General features: G+C 68.3%; 22 protein-coding genes. 7 read left to right on the top strand and 15 right to left on the bottom strand.

Annotated features, from left to right (window positions below; genetic code table 11):
- Nucleotide 1: 1 nt before the first annotated feature.
- The 3 genes from qcrA to ctaE are packed head-to-tail and all read right to left on the bottom strand — an operon-like array spanning nucleotide 2 to nucleotide 2,496.
- The gene (gene qcrA / locus ABD785_RS18840; protein ID WP_344829778.1) at nucleotides 2–1,084 is read right to left on the bottom strand and encodes a cytochrome bc1 complex Rieske iron-sulfur subunit; all 1,083 of its coding nucleotides are present in this window, start codon (nucleotides 1,082–1,084) and stop codon (nucleotides 2–4) included.
- Nucleotides 1,081–1,923 carry a cytochrome bc1 complex diheme cytochrome c subunit gene (qcrC, locus tag ABD785_RS18835; RefSeq protein ID WP_344829776.1) on the bottom strand — a complete coding sequence of 281 codons (843 nt, stop codon included), beginning with the start codon at nucleotides 1,921–1,923 and terminating at the stop codon, nucleotides 1,081–1,083. Before qcrC ends, qcrA begins: the two co-directional genes overlap by 4 nt.
- Nucleotides 1,924–1,935: 12 nt before the next feature.
- On the bottom strand, nucleotides 1,936–2,496 hold the full coding sequence (gene ctaE / locus ABD785_RS18830) for an aa3-type cytochrome oxidase subunit III (RefSeq protein WP_486303549.1): 561 nt from the start codon (nucleotides 2,494–2,496) through the stop codon (nucleotides 1,936–1,938).
- Between the two features lie 232 nt (nucleotides 2,497–2,728).
- Between ctaE and ABD785_RS18825 the strand changes: the two genes are divergently transcribed.
- On the top strand, nucleotides 2,729–3,169 hold the full coding sequence (locus ABD785_RS18825) for a hypothetical protein (RefSeq protein WP_344829771.1): 441 nt from the start codon (nucleotides 2,729–2,731) through the stop codon (nucleotides 3,167–3,169).
- Nucleotides 3,170–3,291: 122 nt separating this feature from the next.
- On the top strand, nucleotides 3,292–4,344 hold the full coding sequence (trpD, locus tag ABD785_RS18820) for an anthranilate phosphoribosyltransferase (protein WP_344829769.1): 1,053 nt from the start codon (nucleotides 3,292–3,294) through the stop codon (nucleotides 4,342–4,344).
- A gap of 85 nt (nucleotides 4,345–4,429) precedes the next feature.
- Here the strand turns inward: trpD and ABD785_RS18815 are convergent, their stop codons facing one another.
- From ABD785_RS18815 to ctaC, 4 genes are all read right to left on the bottom strand, one after another.
- Complete coding sequence (locus ABD785_RS18815; RefSeq protein WP_344829766.1) at nucleotides 4,430–5,737, bottom strand: L,D-transpeptidase; 1,308 nt, start codon at nucleotides 5,735–5,737, stop codon at nucleotides 4,430–4,432.
- 182 nt (nucleotides 5,738–5,919) lie between these two features.
- Nucleotides 5,920–6,327: a cytochrome c oxidase subunit 4 gene (locus ABD785_RS18810; RefSeq protein WP_344829763.1), complete on the bottom strand. Its 408-nt coding sequence runs from the start codon at nucleotides 6,325–6,327 to the stop codon at nucleotides 5,920–5,922.
- A 4-nt stretch (nucleotides 6,328–6,331) separates the two neighbouring features.
- On the bottom strand, nucleotides 6,332–8,029 hold the full coding sequence (ctaD, locus tag ABD785_RS18805; protein ID WP_486303548.1) for an aa3-type cytochrome oxidase subunit I: 1,698 nt from the start codon (nucleotides 8,027–8,029) through the stop codon (nucleotides 6,332–6,334).
- Nucleotides 8,026–8,871 (bottom strand): aa3-type cytochrome oxidase subunit II, encoded by an 846-nt coding sequence (gene ctaC, locus ABD785_RS18800; protein WP_344829761.1) that lies wholly within the window; start codon nucleotides 8,869–8,871, stop codon nucleotides 8,026–8,028. The genes ctaD and ctaC overlap by 4 nt, the downstream gene beginning before the upstream one ends.
- Before the next feature lie 131 nt (nucleotides 8,872–9,002).
- Here ctaC and ABD785_RS18795 point away from each other — a divergent pair, with 131 nt between their 5' ends.
- On the top strand, nucleotides 9,003–10,154 hold the full coding sequence (locus ABD785_RS18795) for a cysteine desulfurase family protein (protein ID WP_344829759.1): 1,152 nt from the start codon (nucleotides 9,003–9,005) through the stop codon (nucleotides 10,152–10,154).
- Entirely contained in the window at nucleotides 10,151–10,450 is a 300-nt protein-coding gene (locus ABD785_RS18790; protein WP_344829756.1) for a sulfurtransferase TusA family protein, read from the top strand. The genes ABD785_RS18795 and ABD785_RS18790 overlap by 4 nt, the downstream gene beginning before the upstream one ends.
- 48 nt (nucleotides 10,451–10,498) lie before the next feature.
- Here the strand turns inward: ABD785_RS18790 and ABD785_RS18785 are convergent, their stop codons facing one another.
- The 3 genes from ABD785_RS18785 to ABD785_RS18775 are packed head-to-tail and all read right to left on the bottom strand — an operon-like array spanning nucleotide 10,499 to nucleotide 11,793.
- On the bottom strand, nucleotides 10,499–10,768 hold the full coding sequence (locus tag ABD785_RS18785) for a hypothetical protein (RefSeq protein ID WP_344829753.1): 270 nt from the start codon (nucleotides 10,766–10,768) through the stop codon (nucleotides 10,499–10,501).
- 45 nt (nucleotides 10,769–10,813) lie between these two features.
- A complete protein-coding gene (locus tag ABD785_RS18780) occupies nucleotides 10,814–11,014 on the bottom strand; it encodes a DUF397 domain-containing protein (RefSeq protein WP_344829750.1) in 201 nt (66 codons plus the stop codon).
- The gene (locus ABD785_RS18775) at nucleotides 11,002–11,793 is read right to left on the bottom strand and encodes a helix-turn-helix domain-containing protein (protein ID WP_344829747.1); all 792 of its coding nucleotides are present in this window, start codon (nucleotides 11,791–11,793) and stop codon (nucleotides 11,002–11,004) included. Before ABD785_RS18775 ends, ABD785_RS18780 begins: the two co-directional genes overlap by 13 nt.
- Before the next feature lie 147 nt (nucleotides 11,794–11,940).
- Here ABD785_RS18775 and ABD785_RS18770 point away from each other — a divergent pair, with 147 nt between their 5' ends.
- Nucleotides 11,941–12,450, top strand: a complete 510-nt coding sequence (locus tag ABD785_RS18770) for an ATP-binding protein (RefSeq protein ID WP_344829744.1) — start codon at nucleotides 11,941–11,943, stop codon at nucleotides 12,448–12,450.
- Nucleotides 12,451–12,508: 58 nt separating this feature from the next.
- On the opposite strand, the gene ABD785_RS18765 is transcribed toward ABD785_RS18770, so the two are convergent.
- A complete protein-coding gene (locus tag ABD785_RS18765) occupies nucleotides 12,509–13,471 on the bottom strand; it encodes a carbohydrate kinase family protein (protein ID WP_344829741.1) in 963 nt (320 codons plus the stop codon).
- 130 nt (nucleotides 13,472–13,601) lie between these two features.
- Entirely contained in the window at nucleotides 13,602–13,946 is a 345-nt protein-coding gene (gene erpA, locus ABD785_RS18760; RefSeq protein ID WP_344829738.1) for an iron-sulfur cluster insertion protein ErpA, read from the bottom strand.
- Between the two features lie 205 nt (nucleotides 13,947–14,151).
- Here erpA and nadA point away from each other — a divergent pair, with 205 nt between their 5' ends.
- Nucleotides 14,152–15,303, top strand: coding sequence for a quinolinate synthase NadA (gene nadA / locus ABD785_RS18755; RefSeq protein ID WP_344829736.1), 1,152 nt, complete (start codon nucleotides 14,152–14,154; stop codon nucleotides 15,301–15,303).
- A 4-nt stretch (nucleotides 15,304–15,307) separates the two neighbouring features.
- On the opposite strand, the gene ABD785_RS18750 is transcribed toward nadA, so the two are convergent.
- The 3 genes from ABD785_RS18750 to ABD785_RS18740 form a co-directional block, all read right to left on the bottom strand.
- On the bottom strand, nucleotides 15,308–16,036 hold the full coding sequence (locus tag ABD785_RS18750) for an SIMPL domain-containing protein (RefSeq protein WP_344829733.1): 729 nt from the start codon (nucleotides 16,034–16,036) through the stop codon (nucleotides 15,308–15,310).
- Between the two features lie 127 nt (nucleotides 16,037–16,163).
- Entirely contained in the window at nucleotides 16,164–16,442 is a 279-nt protein-coding gene (gene pspAA, locus ABD785_RS18745) for a PspA-associated protein PspAA (protein WP_344829730.1), read from the bottom strand.
- Between the two features lie 3 nt (nucleotides 16,443–16,445).
- Nucleotides 16,446–17,240 carry a PspA/IM30 family protein gene (locus ABD785_RS18740; RefSeq protein ID WP_344829727.1) on the bottom strand — a complete coding sequence of 265 codons (795 nt, stop codon included), beginning with the start codon at nucleotides 17,238–17,240 and terminating at the stop codon, nucleotides 16,446–16,448.
- Between the two features lie 163 nt (nucleotides 17,241–17,403).
- On the opposite strand from ABD785_RS18740, the gene ABD785_RS18735 reads away from it, so the two are divergent.
- Nucleotides 17,404–17,988 (top strand): DUF3043 domain-containing protein, encoded by a 585-nt coding sequence (locus ABD785_RS18735; protein ID WP_344829721.1) that lies wholly within the window; start codon nucleotides 17,404–17,406, stop codon nucleotides 17,986–17,988.
- Nucleotides 17,989–17,991: the final 3 nt, after the last annotated feature.

Here is a 17,991-nt window from a genome sequence, read left to right as displayed (position 1 = left end):
ATCAGCCACGCTCCCAGAAGCTCGGACCGATGGGCTCGGGGAAGTCCGCGGTGGCGATGAGGTAGCCCTCTTCGTCGACCGCGATCGGCAGCTGCGGGAGCGGCCGGTGCGCCGGGCCGAAGATGACCTTCGCGCCGTCGGTGGCGTCGAAGGTGGACTGGTGACACGGGCACAGGATGTGGTGCGTGGTCTGCTCGTACAGGGCCGCGGGGCAGCCGACGTGCGTGCAGATCTTCGAGTACGCGATGATCCCGTTGACGGTCCAGTTCATCCGCTCCGGCTTCAGCTTCAGCTGGTCCGGCGGGATGTTGATGAGGATCGTGGAGGCCTTCGCGATCTGCGTGAGCGCGTCGTGCTCCTCCTCGATGCCCTCGGGCAGGACGGTGATGATGCCGCCGGGCGAGTTGAAGTCGGTCGCCTTCAGCGGCGCGTTCGTGCCGTCGACGACGATCCGGACGCCCTTCTTGCCCTCGGCCTGGGCCTTCTTGACGGCCTCGCCCCAGTAGGTGTGGCGCAGCTTCTTCTCCGGCAGCGGCCCGAGGTCGCGCAGGAGCATCAGCGGGGCCAGGCCCAGCGGCGCGGCGGCCAGCAGCAGCGTGCGGCGCAGCAGCGGACGGCGGCCGAGGCCGCTGTCGAGCGCTCCCTGCTTGACCTCGCGGGCGAAGACCGCCCGGTCGGCGTCGGAGGAGTTGAGGTCGTGCCGCTCCTGCTCGATCGGCGCGCTCGTCATGAGACGCCGGATCCAGAGGGTGACGCCGACGCCCATGGCGAGGAACGACAGGGTCATCATCCCGCCGAGCCACAGGTTCGACTCCCATGCGCGGTCGAGACCGTGCATGCCGCCGTCACGGCCGCTGAAGCCGATGAAGTAGACGATGAAGATGACGCTGGCCGCGAAGGCGATCAGGAAGAACAGCGCGACGACGCGCTCCGCCTTCTTGGCGCTCTTCTCGTCCAGCTCGTAGCCCGGCGTGATCTCGTCGGGCTCGTTGTCGTCCTTGGCGAGCAGCGTGCCGGACTCGGCCGGAGCCGGGGTCCCGATCACGCGCTTCGGCGCGGTGGATTCTTCGTTGGATTCGCTCATGGCTTCTTCAGCTTCTTCGGCTTCTTGGCGGTGATCCACATCGCGGCGACGACCAGCAGACCGATACCGACGAGCCAGCCGGCGAGACCCTCGGAGACCGGGCCGATGCGGCCGAGGCCGTTGCCTCCCGGGTTCTTCTCCTCACGGGTGTTCGTGATGAAGGCGATGATCGCCTCCTTGTCCTTCGGCGTGAGCGTCGTGTCGTTGAAGACCGGCATCGCCTGAGGACCGGTGAGCATGGCCTCGTAGATCTGCGTCGGGTGCGTCTCGAGCAGGTTCGGCGCGAACTTCCCGTAGGTCAGCGCACCGCCCTCGCCCGCGAAGTTGTGGCACTGGGCGCAGTTGGTGCGGAAGAGCTTGCCGCCGAGCGCCAGGTCCTTGCTCTCCGCGACGGCCGGGATGCCCGGTCCGCCGCCGAGGGCCTGGATGTAGGCGGAGACGTCGTCGATGTTCTTCTGGTTGAGCTTGCCGTCCTCGGTCGCGAAGGGCTCGACGACTTCCTTCTTCGGAATCTGAGCGGCGTTGGTCATCGCGGGCATGCGGCCCGTCGAGATCTGGAAGTCGACGGAGGCGGCACCGACGCCGAGCAGGCTCGGAGCGATGTCATTGCCCTTGGCGTCCTTGGTGCCCTGGGCGTTCAGCCCGTGGCAGCTGGCGCAGTTCTGATTGAACAGCTCTTTGCCGTTCGCCAGATCCTGCGCCTGTGCCTGCGTGCCGGACGCCTCCGCGGCAGGTGTGGGCGTGAAGCCCGCGTAGATGACGCCGATCGCTGCGAGGGCGGCCAGCACAACGGCGTAGCCCGCCCACGAGCGACGGCGCCATGCGGTGAACCTAGTCACGGAATGTCCCCGTTATCGGATGAGGTAGATGGTCGCGAACAGGCCGATCCAGACCACGTCCACGAAGTGCCAGTAGTAAGAAACGACGATCGCGCTCGTCGCCTGCTCATGAGTCCAGCGCTTCGCGGCGTACGTGCGTCCCAGAACGAACAGGAACGCGATCAGGCCTCCGGTCACGTGCATGCCGTGGAAGCCGGTGGTCAGGTAGAAGACCGAGCCGTACGCGTCCGAGGAGAGGGTCGTGCCCTCTTCGATCAGGGCGTGGTACTCGACGAGCTGCCCGATGACGAAGTAGAGACCCATCAAGAAGGAGATCACGTACCAGAAGCGCATCTTCCTGAGCGCTTCCGGGCCGGTCTGCCGCTCAACGGCGAACACGCCCATCTGGCAGGTGACGGACGAGAGCACGAGGACCGCCGTGTTGATCGCCGCGAACGGCAGGTTCAACTCGGCGTTCGGCCACTCGCCGCCGGCGCCGTTGGTCACCGACCTGATGGTGAAGTACATCGCGAACAACGCCGCGAAGAACATGAGCTCGGACGACAGCCAGACGATCGTCCCCACATTGACCAAGTTGGGACGATGTTCCCGACCGCCATGCGGTGCTGTCTGAATCGCGGATGCAGTTGCCACGGGCAGCATTATTACGTCCCCTGGTCACTACCCCGTGCAGGACCCCCCGTTAGAGGCCAACTCGCCTCACGATCTGGGAACAAAAACCCCATATGGGCCGTTCGCCTACCCGTGTAAGGCAGATCACAACCCCGCTCTTGTGAAGAATCGGGGAACCGGTAATCTGGCCAGCATGAGCAGCACCGACTCCAACGTCCCGGCGGACTCCCCCGCCGCGCGGGTCCTCGTCTACAGCGACGACGCGCGCACCCGCGAGCAGATCCGCCTGGCCCTCGGGCGCCGTCCCGCGGCCGACCTGCCGCAGGTCGAGTACGTCGAGTGCGCCACCCAGCCCGCGGTCGTCCGCCTCCTGGACGCGGGCGGCCTCGACCTCGCCATCGTGGACGGCGAGGCCCAGCCCGCCGGGGGTCTGGGCGTCGCGCGCCAGGCCAAGGACGAGGTCTACGACTGCCCGCCGATGCTCGCGATCATCGCCCGCGCCGACGACCGCTGGCTGGCCAACTGGTCCCGCGCGGACGCCGTCGTCGCCCAGCCGATCGAGCCGATGGAGCTCGCCCGCGCCGCGGCCGACCTGCTCAGGACCCGCCTGCAGAACCGCCTGCCCGTCCTCTGACGGACCCTTCCACCGGGGGCAGCGCCGTGCCCGAGGGGCGGCGGGCCTTCCCTTGACGTGGAGCATCCCCGCATTTGATCTTGGGCTCGTTCGGAGACCCAATCGTTAGGAAGTCACAAGACGTGAGTGCCCGGACGACCTGGCCCGCACTGCTGAACGCCCTCCTCGACGGGAGTGACCTGTCGGAGGAGGAGTCCTCCTGGGCGATGAATCAGATCATGGCCGGGGCCGCGACCGACGCCCAGATCGCCGGCTTCGCGATCGCGCTGCGGGCCAAGGGCGAGACCGTCTCCGAGGTCGCCGGCATCGCCGCGGGGATGGTCGCCAACGCGACCCCGATCACCGTCGAGGGCGACCTCGTCGACCTGGTCGGGACCGGCGGCGACCGGGCGCACACGGTGAACTTCTCGACCATGGGCGCGATCGTCGCCGCCGCCGCGGGCGCCCGGATGGCCAAGCACGGCAACCGGGCCGCCTCCTCGGCCTGCGGCACCGCCGACGTGCTCGAGGAGCTGGGCGTCGCGATCGACCTGCCGCCGGACAAGACCGTCCGGGTGATCGAGGAGTGCGGGATCGGCTTCCTGTTCGCCCCGATCTACCATCCGGCGACCCGGCACTCCCTGGGGGTACGCCGCGAGCTCGGCACGCCGACGGTCTTCAACTTCCTCGGCCCGCTGACCAACCCGACCCGGCCGCGCGCGCTGGCCGTCGGCGTCTTCAACGAGCGGATGGCCCCGGTCGTGGCCGGGGTGTTCGCCGAGCGGGGCTGCTCGGCGCTGGTCTTCCGGGGCGACGACGGCCTCGACGAGCTGAGCACGACCGGCCCCTCGCACGTCTGGGCCGTCCGGGACGGGGCCGTGTCCCAGACCGTCTTCGACCCGGCCGAGCTGGGCATCCCCCGCTCCACCCATGAGGACCTCAAGGGGGCCGACGCGGCCTTCAACGCCGACGTCGTGCGCCGGGTCCTGGCGGGCGAGCAGGGCCCCGTCCGCGACATGGTCCGCCTCAACGCCGCGGCCGCCCTGGTCGCCGACGAGGGCGCCCCGGACGCCGCGGAGCTCGTCCCGGCCCTCAAGACCGCCTACGAGCGCGCGGGCGAGGCGATCGACTCCGGTGCCGGAGCGGCGCTGCTGACCCGCTGGGCGACCGTCTCACAGGCGCTCAAGACCGCCTGAGCGCGGATCGGGCGCTCCGGCGCCGCGGAACATGACGAAAGGGGCGGAGCCGATCGGCTCCGCCCCTTTCGTCGTCGAGCAGGCGTCAGCTCTTGACGGTCTCCCGCGTCATCGGCTTGACGGGCTGCTTGACCGCCGTGGTCGAGGTCGTCGGCGCGGCGGGCTTGGGGAGCTCGCCGGTCAGCGAGCTGGTGGTGACGGACTTGGCCTTGCTGCCCTTCACCCACTGCTTCCAGTCGAGCTGCCAGTAGCCCCAGCCGTTCTCGGTCTCGAGCTGCCGGCTGGTGCCGGTGATGTTGATCGGGTCGCCCCGGTGGCTGATCTTGTTGAACCAGCGGGCGGCGGACGGCGACATGTTCACGCAGCCGTGGCTGACGTTGGAGTTGCCCTGCGAGCCCGTCGACCAGGGCGCGCTGTGCAGGTACTCGCCGCTGTCGGAGATCCGGACGGTCCAGTAGACGTTCTGGCTGTAGTAGCCGGGGCTGCCGGGCCCGATGCCGGGAGAAGTCATGATCGTCATGTACTCCTTCTCCATGCTCAGGTGGTTGCCGCTCGTCGTGGTGTACTTCCGGCTGCCGCCCATGCCCATGCTGACGGGGAACCTGCGGGCCTTCTGGCCCTCGCGCTTCACCGTGATGTGGTGGGTGCGGGCGCTGCCCTTGGTGACGATCCGGTCGCCGATCCTGAAGTTCAGGTCGACGTTCTTGTCGCCGTACACGTTCTTGGAGAACCGCACGCCGGTGGTGTGCCCGACCACGCGCACCTTCGTGTGCGACGGCCAGTAGTCCTTGGTGCGGAAGACGACGTTCTGGCTGTCGAACCAGTGCCAGGCCCCCTCGACCGGCTTGGTCGAGCGCACCTCCAGCGCCCGCTCGACGCCGGCCCTGTTGGTGACGGCCTTGTCGAAGTGCAGCTTGATCGGCATCCCGACGCCGACGGTCTCCCCCGGCTTGGGGAACAGGACCGTGGTCGGCGTCGTCTTCTTCGGCTTGATCGTCTTGAAGGAGGCGGCCGCGGTCTCGGTCTGCCCGTCCGTGCCGAACGCGGTGGCCGTCACCGAGTAGGAGGTGGCCGGGTCGAGCGGCCAGCGCGACTGCCAGGACGCCCCGTCGGCGGCCAGGACGCCCTCGACGACCCCGTTCTTGGAGACGACCGTGACGTTCTGCAGACGGCCCTTGGAGGCCTTCACGGTGATGGGGGTGTCCGGCTTCACCGAACCCGAGGCGTTCTTGGGCGAGATGAGGACCGCGGCGTCCGGCGGGTCCGTCACCTCGCTGGAGCAGCCCGTGAGAAACGCGGCCGCCAGCACCGGCGCGGCCGTCATCCCGACCGCGATCTTCCTCTTACCGGCGCGGTTGACCTGCACCGTGACCTCCCCCGTGTGTCGTCCCATCCGGGCCCCCGAAGACCCACGGAGAGCTAGATGATCAAGCTCTCCTGGATCCTGGGATCCCCCGCTCGTCTCACCGGGAAACATCAATCGGTGAGCGTCCCGTGACACAGGGACAAGTATGACGAGGGCCGGTGTTCTCCCGCGGGGAGAACACCGGCCCTCGATGAGTCCGTTACCAAGGCCTAGACGAACTGGCCCCGGTAGTACTCGAAGACGAAACCGATCGTGCACAGGATGAGGCACGCGACCGACAGGATCACGAGCCACCAGCCGAACACGAGGCCGAGGCAGACGCCCGCCGCCGAGAGGGCGACGAACAGCGGCCACCAGGAGTGCGGGCTGAAGAAGCCCTGCTCGCCGGCGGCGTCGGCGATGTCGCCCTGCTTGTCGTCCTCCGGCAGGAGCCTGCCGGAGGCGGCCTCCAGCCGGTTGACGGTGAAGTGGATGTAACCGCCGATCATGAACGCGAGACCGATGGCCATGGCCATGGCGGTCGTGCCCGTCCAGTCACCGGAGAAGATCCAGTAGCAGATGTCGGTGATGAGGAAGAAGACGCCGCATCCGTAGAACATCCATGCCTGTACGCGCATCGCCTCAGGCCTCCAGCTTCTTCGTGCTGAGGGTGCCGAGCCCCGGGGCGCTCTGGGCGAGCCCCGTGCCGTCCGGACCGTGGTGCAGGTCGAACGCCGGACGCTCCGAGCGGATCCGCGGGATCGAGTTGAAGTTGTGCCGCGGCGGCGGGCACGAGGTGGCCCACTCCAGCGACATGCCGAAGCCCCACGGGTCGTCGACGCCGACCATGGTGCCCTTCTTCCACGTGATGTAGATGTTGTAGAAGAACGGCAGCAGCGAGGCGCCGAGGATGAACGAGAAGATCGTCGAGAACTCGTTCAGGCCGGTGAAGACCTTGGCGTAGTCCGCGTACCGGCGGGGCATGCCCTCGGCGCCCAGCCAGTGCTGGACGAGGAACGTGCCGTGGAAGCCGATGAACAGCAGCCAGAAGTGGATCTTGCCCCAGAACTCGTTCAGGCGCTTGCCCGTGAACTTGGGCCACCAGAAGTAGAAGCCGGCGAACATCGCGAACACGACGGTGCCGAAGACCACGTAGTGGAAGTGCGCCACGACGAAGTAGCTGTCGGAGAGCTGGAAGTCCATCGGCGGCGAGGCCAGGATGACGCCCGTCAGGCCACCGAACAGGAAGGTGACCAGGAAGCCGATCGACCAGAGCATCGGCGTCTCGAAGGACAGATGGCCCTTCCAGATCGTGCCGACCCAGTTGAAGAACTTCACGCCCGTGGGAACGGCGATGAGGAACGTCATGAAGGAGAAGAACGGCAGGAGCACCTGGCCCGTCACGAACATGTGGTGCGCCCACACCGTGATGGACAGGCCCGCGATGGTGATGGTCGCGCCGACCAGGCCGATGTAGCCGAAGACCGGCTTGCGGCTGAAGACCGGCAGGATCTCCGTCACGATGCCGAAGAACGGCAGCGCGAGGATGTACACCTCGGGGTGGCCGAAGAACCAGAACAGGTGCTGCCAGAGCAGCGCCCCGCCGTTCTCGGCGTCGAAGACGTGCGCGCCGAACTTGCGGTCGGCCTCGAGCGCCAGCAGCGCGGCGGCGAGGACGGGGAAGGCCAGCAGGACCAGGATCGAGGTCAGCAGGACGTTCCACACGAAGATCGGCATGCGGAACATCGTCATGCCGGGCGCGCGCATGCACAGGATCGTGGTGATGAAGTTGACACCACCGAGGATCGTGCCCAGACCCGAGAGCGTCAGGCCGATGACCCACATGTCGCCGCCGACGCCGGGCGAGTGCACCGAGTCCGACAGCGGGGCGTAGGCGAACCAGCCGAAGCTGGCGGCGCCGTCCGGGGTGAAGAACGCCGCGACGACGATCAGCGAGCCGAACAGGTAGAACCAGTAGGCCAGCATGTTCATGCGCGGGAACGCCACGTCGGGCGAGCCGATCTGGAGCGGCATGATGACGTTGGCGAAGCCCGCGAACAGCGGGGTCGCGAACATCAGCAGCATGATCGTGCCGTGCATGGTGAACAGCTGGTTGAACTGCTCGCGGCTGACCAGGTCGAGACCGGGGTTGTACAGCTCCGCCCGCATGATCAGCGCCATGATGCCGCCGATCAGGAAGAAGCAGAACGAGGTGATCAGGTACAGGTACCCGATGACCTTGTGGTCGGTCGAGGTCATCCAGTTGACGACCAGGCGGCCCTTGCTGGTGCGGGGCGGCGCGGCGTGGTGCGGCGCGGCCGGGATCGCGGTTGCGGTCACTGGACGCCCCCGGTCTTGTTCGCGTTGACGAACTGGTCGAACTCGGCCTGCGGGACGACCTTCACCTGGAACAGCATGCGGGCGTGCGACTCACCGCACAGCTCGGCGCAGCGTCCCTCGTAGAGACCGACCTTGGTCGGCTTCACCTCGAACTGGTTGACGTATCCCGGCATGACGTCCTTCTTGTAGAGGAACGCGGGAACCCAGAACGAGTGGATGACGTTGTTCGACTTGAGGTTGAAGTGCACGACCTTGCCGACCGGGATCACCAGCACGGGCTTCTCACCGTTGCCGGTGCCGCCGGGGGCGTCGGGCTCGGTGGGCGTGCCGACGATGCTGATCGGCTTGCCGTCGGCCTTCTTGAACTGGTCGCCGAGGTAGTCGAACTGCCAGCTCCACTGGTAGGCGATCACGTCCACCGTGACGTCCGCCTTCTCGTTCACGCGCTTCTCGACGTAGGTCTCGTCGCGAGCGGTGTAGAAGAAGAGGACACCGATGATGATGAACGGCACGGCGGTGTAGAGCATCTCGAGCGGCAGGTTGTAACGCACCTGGAGCGGGAGCGACTCGTCGCCCTTGCGCTTGCGGTGGAACAGCACGGCCCAGATGATCAGGCCCCAGACGACGCCGCCGACGATCAGCGCGGCGATCCACGAGCCCTGCCACAGAGTGAGCATGCGCTTGGCCTGCTCGGTGGCGGGCTCGGGGAACCCGATGCGCTTTGCTTCTTCAGCGTCGCAAGCTGTGGCGGACAGCGCCAGCAGCGCCAGCGCGGACGCTCTGGTGAGCGCTCTGCGGCCACGCGATGGCGTACGCCGCTCAGTTGAGCGGGTCGGACTCACGGATTGCCTTCCCCACGGATGAAGCCCGGGAGCTCCCCGGGCGGCTGCAATTCAATATTTCCCACGTGTGGAGCACACATTAGCGCGGGTGTCCCAGGAGTCTCCTCCGGGACCCCCGTTAGTGTCGTGTTGTGCCTTACTTCGACGCCGCCTCTACCGAACCCTTGCATCCAGCCGCCCGTTCGGCGCTGCTTTCGGCCTACGAGAGCGGGTGGGCGGATCCGGCGCGTCTGTACGGATCGGGACGACGGGCCAGGATGCTACTAGATCAGGCACGTGCGCGTATTGCCGGAGTTGTAGGGGTTCGTCCGGATGAGGTGGCGTTCACCACGTCGGGGACCCAGGCCGTCCAGCTGGGGATGCTGGGGGCCCTGAACGCCCGGCGCCGGGTGGGGCGCCATCTGATCGTCTCGGCGGTCGAGCACTCCTCCGTCCTGCACGTGGCCGAGCAGTTCGAGCGGGACGGCGGGCGTGTCACGACCGTCGGCGTCGACCTCTACGGCCGGGTCTCCGCGGAGGAGTTCGCCGCGGCCCTGCGCCCGGACACCGCGCTGGCCTGTCTCCAGTCGGCCAACCACGAGGTCGGCACCGTCCAGCCGGTGGACGAGGCCGCCGCGGCGTGCCGGGCGGCGCGGGTCCCGCTGCTGGTCGACGCCGCCCAGTCCGTCGGCCGGGTCCCGCTGCCCGGCGGCTGGTCGATCCTGACGGCCAGCGCGCACAAGTGGGGCGGGCCGCCCGGGGTGGGGCTCCTGGTCGTCCGCAAGGGGACGCGGTGGAAGACCCCCCTGCCCGAGGACGAGCGGGAGGGGCGCCGGGTACCGGGGTTCGAGAACGTCCCGGCGATCTCGGCGGCCGCCGCGGCGCTCGAGGCGTTCTCCGGTGAGTCGGCGGCCGACGGCCCGCGCCTGTCCGCGCTGATCGACCACATGCGTTCCCGTATCCCGCAGACCATCCTCGACGTCGAGATCGTCGGCGACCCCGTCCGGCGGCTCCCGCATCTGCTGACCTTCTCCTGCCTCTACGTCGAGGGCGAGGCGATCATCACCGAGCTGGACCGGCTGGGTTTCGAGGTTTCCTCGGGAAGCTCCTGCACGGCCGATACGCTACGACCGAGCCACGTACTGGAGGCGATGGGCGTGATTACGCACGGGAACGTCCGGGTATCGCTGCCCCGTGGGACCAACGCCGCCGACCTCGACCGTTTCCTCGCGGTCCTCCCGGACGCGGTCACCCGACTCCGCCGCAGCGCAGGCGTGACGAGCACAGAAGGGACCCCCCGATGAAGGGCTTCCGCCGCCGCCGGCCCGCGGCCCCACCCCAGCCCGAAGCCCCGCAGGCCCCGTCCTTCCCGCCCGCGGCCCTCGTCCTGGACGCCCTCGGCCGCAAGTGCCCCATCCCGATCATCATGCTGGCCGAGCGGATCCGCGAGGTCCCCCTCGGCGCGATCATCGCCGTGCAGGCCGACGACGTGGCCGCCCGCACCGACATCCCCGCCTGGTGCCGCATGAAGTCCCAGACCTTCGTCCGCGAGGAGACCCTCCCCCAGGGCTGGTCCTTCCACATCAAGCGCGACTACTGACCCAGCCGGGCGATCGCCCGCCCGGCGGACGGGCCACCGGGCCCGTCCCTAGCGGTACCGGCTCAGCTCCTGCAGCCCCGGTTCGTCGGACGGCCCGTAGTCCTCGGGCGGATCGAACTCTGCCCTGCACGCCACGAAGATCCCGGCCACGACGAACGCCAGCACCTGCGACGTCACGATCGCCTGAACCATCCGAAAGTCCATCAACATGGCCACGACCACCCCGCCGCAGGCGGCGGCGAGGTCGAACATCAACGCCCCCAGCACGACGCCGACAACTCGCCTGGTTTCCGGCCCGGAACCGCTCTTCAGCGACATACCGCAATCATCCGTCCGGAGCGGGAGCCTGTCCAGCAGAGCCGGTCAGACGCTTTGAGCGCCTTGACGCCCCGCACGGACCCCCCTGGCCAGGCCTCCGAGGGCGCGTCGGCTGAGAGCCAGGCGCGCTCCGTCCGGATGCTTGGAATCCCGGACGGCCACAGCACCGGGCAGTGCCGCGAGCTCGACGCAATCGTCACCGTGCTGGCTGCTGTGACTCGCCTTACGCCAGGTCAGCCCATCCATCGCTCTTCCACAACCTTCCCGATCAAGTCACGAGTGGCGCCCACTGAGAGCGCATGCGCTTGCAGGTCTGTGAACGCTTGCACCGCCCCCAAGATATCGGCCGGTTCGCTCGATGTGTGGCCGCCGGTGAGGTTTGCCAGATAGGCGACGTCCTTGCCCCCGCCCGGTGGTGTCGCGATGACGAAGGACCCCGGGGCGCCGTAGTAGCGATCCTGCGGAACGACCTGGACGATCAGGCGATCATTCCCCACGGTCGTCAGATGCCGGAGTTGCTCACGCATGACACTGCGATCCCCGACCTGCCGGTAGAGGACGGACTCGTCCAGCAGGACATAGAGCTTCGGCGGCAACGGATCCTCGCGGGTGATGATGTGCTGGCGCGTCATCCTCGCCTCGACGGAGGAATCGTTCAGGAGCAGAGCCCTCGCGTAGCCCTCGGTCTGCAGGAGGCCGTAGACGAGCATGCATTGATAGGTGCGGATGATCGCCGCGACATGCTCGGCCTTCGTGAAGTCCACGAAGTACTGCGGGTAGTTGGTACCTCGTAGCAGGTCATTCCACGCGTCGGCCAGAACCGTTCCGGTCCCGAGCGCGAGGTCGAGTCTCTGCGCGAAGTCGTACCTGCATCGGGTCACACCCGTCTCGACGATGCCCACGTAAGAGGTTGTGACGGTGACGAGTGCGGCCAGTTGCGCACGGGAAAGTTCAGCCAGCTTGCGGTGCCGGGCGACCTCCTCACCAAACGCCTGGGTCTCTGGAGTGGGCTTCCGGTTCGGCATGGGATCCTCACGTCGGGGTACGTGACCGTCCTGTGAGCTCTGAATGAGCGCATGAGAGAAATGCGCTCACGAGCCAGCGCTTGTCACCGACCGTACGCGCTCCGTATCTACCTTGGGCGGAAATCCCCAGAAGAACGGATACGCCGAATGGACGTGAGAGACGGCCTCGCCGAGGGGCCCACGCGGACCGTGATGATGCGGGCGGTCGAGGAGGGGTGCCTGACGGCGTCGGCCTGGACGGGCCCCGAGGAGCGCTGGGCCTCCTTCGCGCGGGCCTTCACGGCGACCGTGCTGGGCAAGGACTGCGGAGGCTCGGACGACGCCCGGCTCGTCATGTCCGAGCTGATGGGCAACGCCGCCCGCTACGGCGGGGAGGGTGCCGTCCACCTGGAGATCACGCACAGGGGCGGGATGGTCCTGGGAATGCTGCAGCAGCTCGGAGCGTGTGCCGCCGACCGGGTGGAGACGCCTGAGCCCAACGCGGCCGAGCTGGCGGCGCTGAGGAGCGAGAACCCGCCGGTGACGATGGAGCCGCTGCCGGGCGGGCGCGGCCTGCTCGTGATCGAGGCGCTGACGGTGTTCTGGCGCGCGGCGCCCTGCCGGGCGGGCCTGGCCATGCACTTCGGGATCTTCTGCGGCTGCGGGCTCGGCTCCTGAGCCGGGCGGCGGACACCGGCAGGGGGACGAACCCCTGCCGGTGTCCGGCGCTCGCCCTCTAGGAGAGGTGGGGCTTGAGGTCGGTGGCGGCCTCGTCGCCGTAGGCCTCGGCGAGGCGGGTGAGGAAGGCGGGCTTGTTGAGGGTGTAGTCCTGGCCGCCGGGGGTCTCCAGGGCGTGGGCGGCGATGAGGTTGCCGACCTGGGCGGCGCGCTCGAGGGTGAGACCGAGGGAGACGGCCGCCAGGAAGCCGGCGCGGAAGGCGTCGCCGACACCGGTCGGCTCGACCTTGACGATCTCCGGGGCGGCCGGGATGTGGAGGCCCTCCTGGCCCTTGCGGTCGATGACCGCGCCCTTGGCGCCGAGGGTCGTGACGCGGATGCCGACGTGCTCGAGGATCTCCTGCTCGGACCAGCCGGTCTTCTGCTCGCAGAGGGCCTTCTCGTACTCGTTGCAGAACAGGTAGGCGGCGCCGTCGAGGAGGGTGCGGACGGCGTCGCCCTCCATGCGGGCGAGCTGCTGGGAGGGGTCGGCGGCGAAGGCGATCCCGCGCTGGCGGGCCTCCTCGGTGTGGCGGACCATCGCGTCGGGGTCGTTCGGCGAGACCAGGACCAGGTCGAGGTCGCCGAGCGGGCCGAGCTCGATCTCGCGGGCCTCGGCCATCGCGCCCGCGTAGAACGAGGCGATCTGGTTGTGGTCGGAGTCGGTCGTGCACAGGAAGCGCGCGGTGTGCTTGAACTCCGAGATGTGGACGCCCGAGCAGTCGACGCCGTGGCGCTCCAGCCAGGAGCGGTAGTCGTCGAAGTCCTTGCCGACGGCGCCGACCAGGACGGGGCTCTGGCCGAAGAGCCCGAGGCCGAAGGCGATGTTCGCCGCGCAGCCGCCGCGGCGGATCTCCATCTCGTCCACCAGGAAGGACAGCGATACCTGGTCGAGCTGGTCGGCGATGAGCTGGTCGGCGAACCGGCCCGGGAAGGTCATCAGGTTGTCGGTCGCGATGGAGCCAGTCACGGCGATGCGCACGGCGGGTGATCTCCTAGGAAGACGGCTGAAGTGAGGTCACTCAACAGGCCGGAAATGCAACAGGGCCAGCACAGATTACTCTGCACCGGCCCTGATCGCGTTGTACAGGCCCGAGTGGACCCGTAACGGTCTAGCTGAAGCTGTCGCCGCAGGCGCACGATCCCGTCGCGTTCGGGTTGTCGATCGTGAAGCCCTGCTTCTCGATCGTGTCGACGAAGTCGACCTGGGCGCCGCCGAGGTAGGGCGCGCTCATGCGGTCCGTGACGACGGTCACGCCGCCGAAGTCGAAGGTGACGTCTCCGTCGAGCGAGCGCTCGTCGAAGAACAGCTGGTAGATCAGGCCGGAGCAGCCGCCGGGCTGCACCGCGACGCGCAGGGCGAGATCGTCACGGCCCTCCTGCTCGAGCAGGGCCTTGACCTTCTCCGCAGCGGCGTCAGTCAGGATGATGCCCTGCTGAGTGCTGGTCTCCGTCATGTTAAATCCACTCCCGGATCGGGGCTATGAGTCTGCTAGTTCAGACAACGTACCCGGCCTGCGTGTTCTTCCCCGCAACCGCAGGGTTTTTCCATCGTGCCACACGTCACGCCGGGGGCGGGGTGCTGAGGAGGGTCCGGTATGTGCTTACATGGGAATCGTCAAAGCGACGATAAGTCCCCGTCGCAGGGAAAAGGAGCCCCCCGTGACGACCCAGATAGATCTCCCTCTGCTGTTCCTCGGGCAGGGCACCGACCCCGCCAGCGAGCGCGGTGTGGACTGCCCCGGAGACCTTCCGGCCGCATCCGATCCGGACCTGGTGGCACGTGCCAAGGCCGCCAAGGAGGCGCTCGGCGGCAAGGTCTTCGTGCTCGGCCACCACTACCAGCGCGACGAGGTCATCCAGTTCGCCGATGTGACCGGCGACTCGTTCAAGCTGGCCAAGGACGCCGCCGCCCGCCCCGACGCGCCCTACATCGTGTTCTGCGGCGTCCACTTCATGGCGGAGTCCGCCGACATCCTCACCGGCGCCGACCAGAAGGTGATCCTTCCCGACCTGGCCGCCGGCTGCTCGATGGCCGACATGGCGACGTTCAACCAGGTCGAGGACTGCTGGGACACCCTGGAGGACCTCGGCATCGCCGACCGCGTCGTCCCGGTGACCTACATGAACTCCTCCGCCGACATCAAGGCGTTCGTCGGCCGCCGCGGCGGGGTCGTGTGCACCTCCTCCAACGCCAAGCGGGCGCTGGACTGGGCCTTCGAACAGGGCGAGCAGGTCCTGTTCCTGCCCGACCAGCACCTGGGCCGCAACACGGCCGTCCTGGAGATGGGGTACGGCCTCGAGGACTGCGTCGTCTACAACCCGAACCGGCCGAACGGCGGGCTGACCGACGACCAGCTCAAGAACGCCAAGATGATCCTGTGGAAGGGCCACTGCTCGGTGCACGGCCGCTTCTCGATCGACGCGGTGAACGAGGTCCGCGAGCGGGTCCCCGGCGTCAACGTGCTGGTCCACCCCGAGTGCAGGAACGAGGTCGTGACGGCCGCCGACCACGTCGGGTCGACCGAGTACATCATCAAGAAGCTCGACGCCGCCGAGCCCGGCTCGTCCTGGGCCATCGGCACCGAGCTCAACCTGGTGCAGCGCCTGAAGAACGCGCACCCGGACAAGAACGTGATGTTCCTCGAGAAGACGGTCTGCTTCTGCTCGACCATGAACCGGATCGACCTCCCCCACCTCGTGTGGACCCTGGAGTCGCTGGTCAGGGGCGAGGTCCCGAACCAGATCGTCGTCGACGAGGACACCGCGCACTACGCCCGGGTGGCGCTCGACCAGATGCTGGCCCTGCCGTAGGGCCTCAGGCGAGGGCGTAGACCAGGTGGACGGTCACCCGGGAGACGCCCTCGCCCGGCTCGATCTTGACGGCGTCGGCCGTGATCGCGGCCTTCGGGGCCGCGATGGAGTGGGCCGGGATGGGGTCGACGGTGCGCATCGAGGCCTCGAGGAGCCTGCCGAGCCTGCGGTGGCCCAGCTTCGCGAGCCGCCTGGCCCTGGCCTCGGCCGCCCTGAAGGCGATCGTCTGGGCGGCGGCGGTCTCCTCGGACCAGTCGTCCTTGTCGAAGGAGATCGAATCGATCCGCACGTCGTCGCCGGTCTTCGCGACGGCCTTGAGCACCTCCGAGGCCTTCTTCAGGTCCCGGACGACCGCGTGGACCCCCTCCGACGCCCGGTATCCCTCGATCCGCGGGTAGCCGTCCTTGACGTACTCCGGCTGCACCGACAGTTCCGCGGTCGCGATGTCCTTCCTGGCCACGCCCTGCGCGGTCAGCACGTCGATGATCTCGGTGGCGGCCTCGCCGGCGGCGTCGTAGGCCTCCCCCACGGTCGCGCGCCGCAGCTCCACGCCCGCGTTCAGGTTCATGATGTTCGGCGTGACGGTCACGCTGCCCTCGCCGTCCACGCTGACGGTGTCGTGCTCGGCCTGCGACGGCGCGTGGGCCTGAAGCGAGGCGAGCGCGTGGGCCGGACCGCCGGTCAGCAGGGCCAGTGACGCCGCCGCCGCGACCGTGAGCGTTCTTCCGCGCATGACAAGATCCCCCTCGGAAACAATGATCTTCCGAGGGGGATCTCAGCAGCGCGTTCGACGGACGGCCCGGATGCGGCGGCAAAGGTCTTCCGCAGGCCGTCCAATAGCGGCTCGGTCAGGAGAGTGATCAGTCCGGGATGAGCCCTTCGTCGCCGAGCATGGCCTTGACCTCGTCCATGGCCGCGTCCGCGGGCGGCAGGACCAGGTCGGAGGGCTCCAGGCTGTCGGCGGCCAGCGGCGTGCCCACCGAGCGCACGGATGCGAGCAGCGCGCTCAGGGCGTCGCGGAAGGCCTGCTCGTCGCCCGTCTCGATCGCCGACTCCAGCGAGTCGTCGAGCTTGTTCAGGCCGGGCAGTTCCTCGGGGCCGATCTGGACCTGCCCCTCCCCCATGATCCGGACGATCATCTGTCAGCTCCCCTGCGGGTACTGCTGGTTGTTCGGCTGTGCCTGCGGCTGGGCCTGCCCCTGCGGGGACGCGCCCGGGTCGAGCTGCTTGGGCGCGGGGCCCTGGCCGAGCTCGGCCTTGAGGCGTTCCAGCTCCAGCTCGACGCCCGTGGTGGCGCCCATGCGGTTCAGCTCGGCCTGGATGTCGTCGCGCGGACCGGAGAAGTCCTCGAGCGCGCCGGACTCCAGCAGCTCGTCGATGGCCCCGGCCCTGGCCTGGAGCTGGGCGGTCTTGTCCTCGGCCCGCTGGATCGCCAGGCCGACGTCGCCCATCTCCTCGGAGATGCCGGTGAAGGCCTCGTTGATCCGGGTCTGCGCCTCGGCGGCCGTGTACGTCGCCTTGATCGTCTCCTTGCGGGTGCGGAAGGCGTCGACCTTGGCCTGCAGCCGCTGGGCGGCGAGGGTGAGCTTCTCCTCCTCGCCCTGGAGCTGCTGGTACTGGACGCGCAGGTCACCGAGCTGGGCGTCCAGGCCGGCGCGGCGCTCCAGCGCGGCGCGCGCCAGGTCCTCGCGGCCCACCTGGAGGGCCTGCTTGCCCTGGTTGGTCAGCTTGTTGTGGTCGCCCTCGATCCGGGCGATCTGGAGCTCGAGGCGCTTGCGCGAGGTGGCCACGTCCGCGACTCCGCGGCGGACCTTCTGAAGCATCTCGAGCTGCCGCTGGTAGGAGTAGTCGAGGGTCTCGCGCGGGTCCTCAAGCTTGTCCAGCGCGTTGTTCGCCTTGGACTTGAAGATCATTGACATTCGCTTCATGACGCTCATCGCGGCGCGGACGTCCCTTCCTGATGTCGCTGCTCGAGTTTCAGGCCCCGGGCAGCCAAACGAGCTGCTTTCTCACCCTACGCTCTTGACGCACGGCGGAGCCATGAGGTTCCTGCGACGTTTCAAGTACCCCCTCGCTCGGCGTTTCGAATATCCTTCGCATGTGTTCGGACGCCGCAGCAATGAGAATCCCGCCGAGACCGCCGAAGATGCGGTCACCAAAGAGGGCGGGAAGGGCCGTGCCACGCCCAAGCGCAGCGAGGCTGAGAAGCTCCGGCGCAACCAGCTGGTGACCGCCCCGCGCGACCGCAAAGAGGCCTACAAGCGGGTCCGCGAGCGGCAGGCGCAGCAGCGGGTCAAAGCCCGTGAGGGCATGGCCAAGGGCGACAGTAAATTCCTGCCCAAGCGCGACCAGGGGCCCGTTCGCAAACTGGCCCGCGATTACGTCGACTCGCGCCGCACGGCCGGCCAGTACCTCATGTTCATCATGTTGATCGTGGTGGCGGCGAGTTTCGTGCGCATTCCGATTCTCGCGCTGGCGACCCTGCTCATTCCGCCGGTGCTGCTGGCCGTCGTCCTGACCGAGAGCCTGATCATCGCCCGCAAGGTGAAGAAGCTCGCGGCCGAGCGTTACCCGGACGAGGACCTCAAGGGCGTCGGCCTGTACGCCGCCACGCGCTCCCTCCAGCTCCGCCGCCTGCGCATCCCCACCCCGGTGATGCACATGGGCCAGAAGGACCGGGTCTGACCG

Origin of the sequence: Actinocorallia longicatena (genome assembly GCF_039534125.1) — a bacterium.
Lineage (GTDB): Bacteria > Actinomycetota > Actinomycetes > Streptosporangiales > Streptosporangiaceae > Actinocorallia > Actinocorallia longicatena.
This window is presented reverse-complemented; position numbering and strand designations above follow the sequence as displayed.

Coding starts and splice junctions, on each gene's coding strand:
- qcrA (WP_344829778.1), bottom strand. CDS start 1,084: ATGAGCGAATCCAACGAAGAATCCACCGCGCCGAAGCGCGTGATCGGG.
- ABD785_RS18825 (WP_344829771.1), top strand. CDS start 2,729: ATGAGCAGCACCGACTCCAACGTCCCGGCGGACTCCCCCGCCGCGCGG.
- ABD785_RS18815 (WP_344829766.1), bottom strand. CDS start 5,737: ATGGGACGACACACGGGGGAGGTCACGGTGCAGGTCAACCGCGCCGGT.
- ABD785_RS18810 (WP_344829763.1), bottom strand. CDS start 6,327: ATGCGCGTACAGGCATGGATGTTCTACGGATGCGGCGTCTTCTTCCTC.
- ABD785_RS18790 (WP_344829756.1), top strand. CDS start 10,151: ATGAAGGGCTTCCGCCGCCGCCGGCCCGCGGCCCCACCCCAGCCCGAA.
- ABD785_RS18785 (WP_344829753.1), bottom strand. CDS start 10,768: ATGTCGCTGAAGAGCGGTTCCGGGCCGGAAACCAGGCGAGTTGTCGGC.
- ABD785_RS18780 (WP_344829750.1), bottom strand. CDS start 11,014: ATGGATGGGCTGACCTGGCGTAAGGCGAGTCACAGCAGCCAGCACGGT.
- ABD785_RS18775 (WP_344829747.1), bottom strand. CDS start 11,793: ATGCCGAACCGGAAGCCCACTCCAGAGACCCAGGCGTTTGGTGAGGAG.
- ABD785_RS18770 (WP_344829744.1), top strand. CDS start 11,941: ATGGACGTGAGAGACGGCCTCGCCGAGGGGCCCACGCGGACCGTGATG.
- erpA (WP_344829738.1), bottom strand. CDS start 13,946: ATGACGGAGACCAGCACTCAGCAGGGCATCATCCTGACTGACGCCGCT.
- ABD785_RS18750 (WP_344829733.1), bottom strand. CDS start 16,036: ATGCGCGGAAGAACGCTCACGGTCGCGGCGGCGGCGTCACTGGCCCTG.
- pspAA (WP_344829730.1), bottom strand. CDS start 16,442: ATGATCGTCCGGATCATGGGGGAGGGGCAGGTCCAGATCGGCCCCGAG.
- ABD785_RS18740 (WP_344829727.1), bottom strand. CDS start 17,240: ATGAGCGTCATGAAGCGAATGTCAATGATCTTCAAGTCCAAGGCGAAC.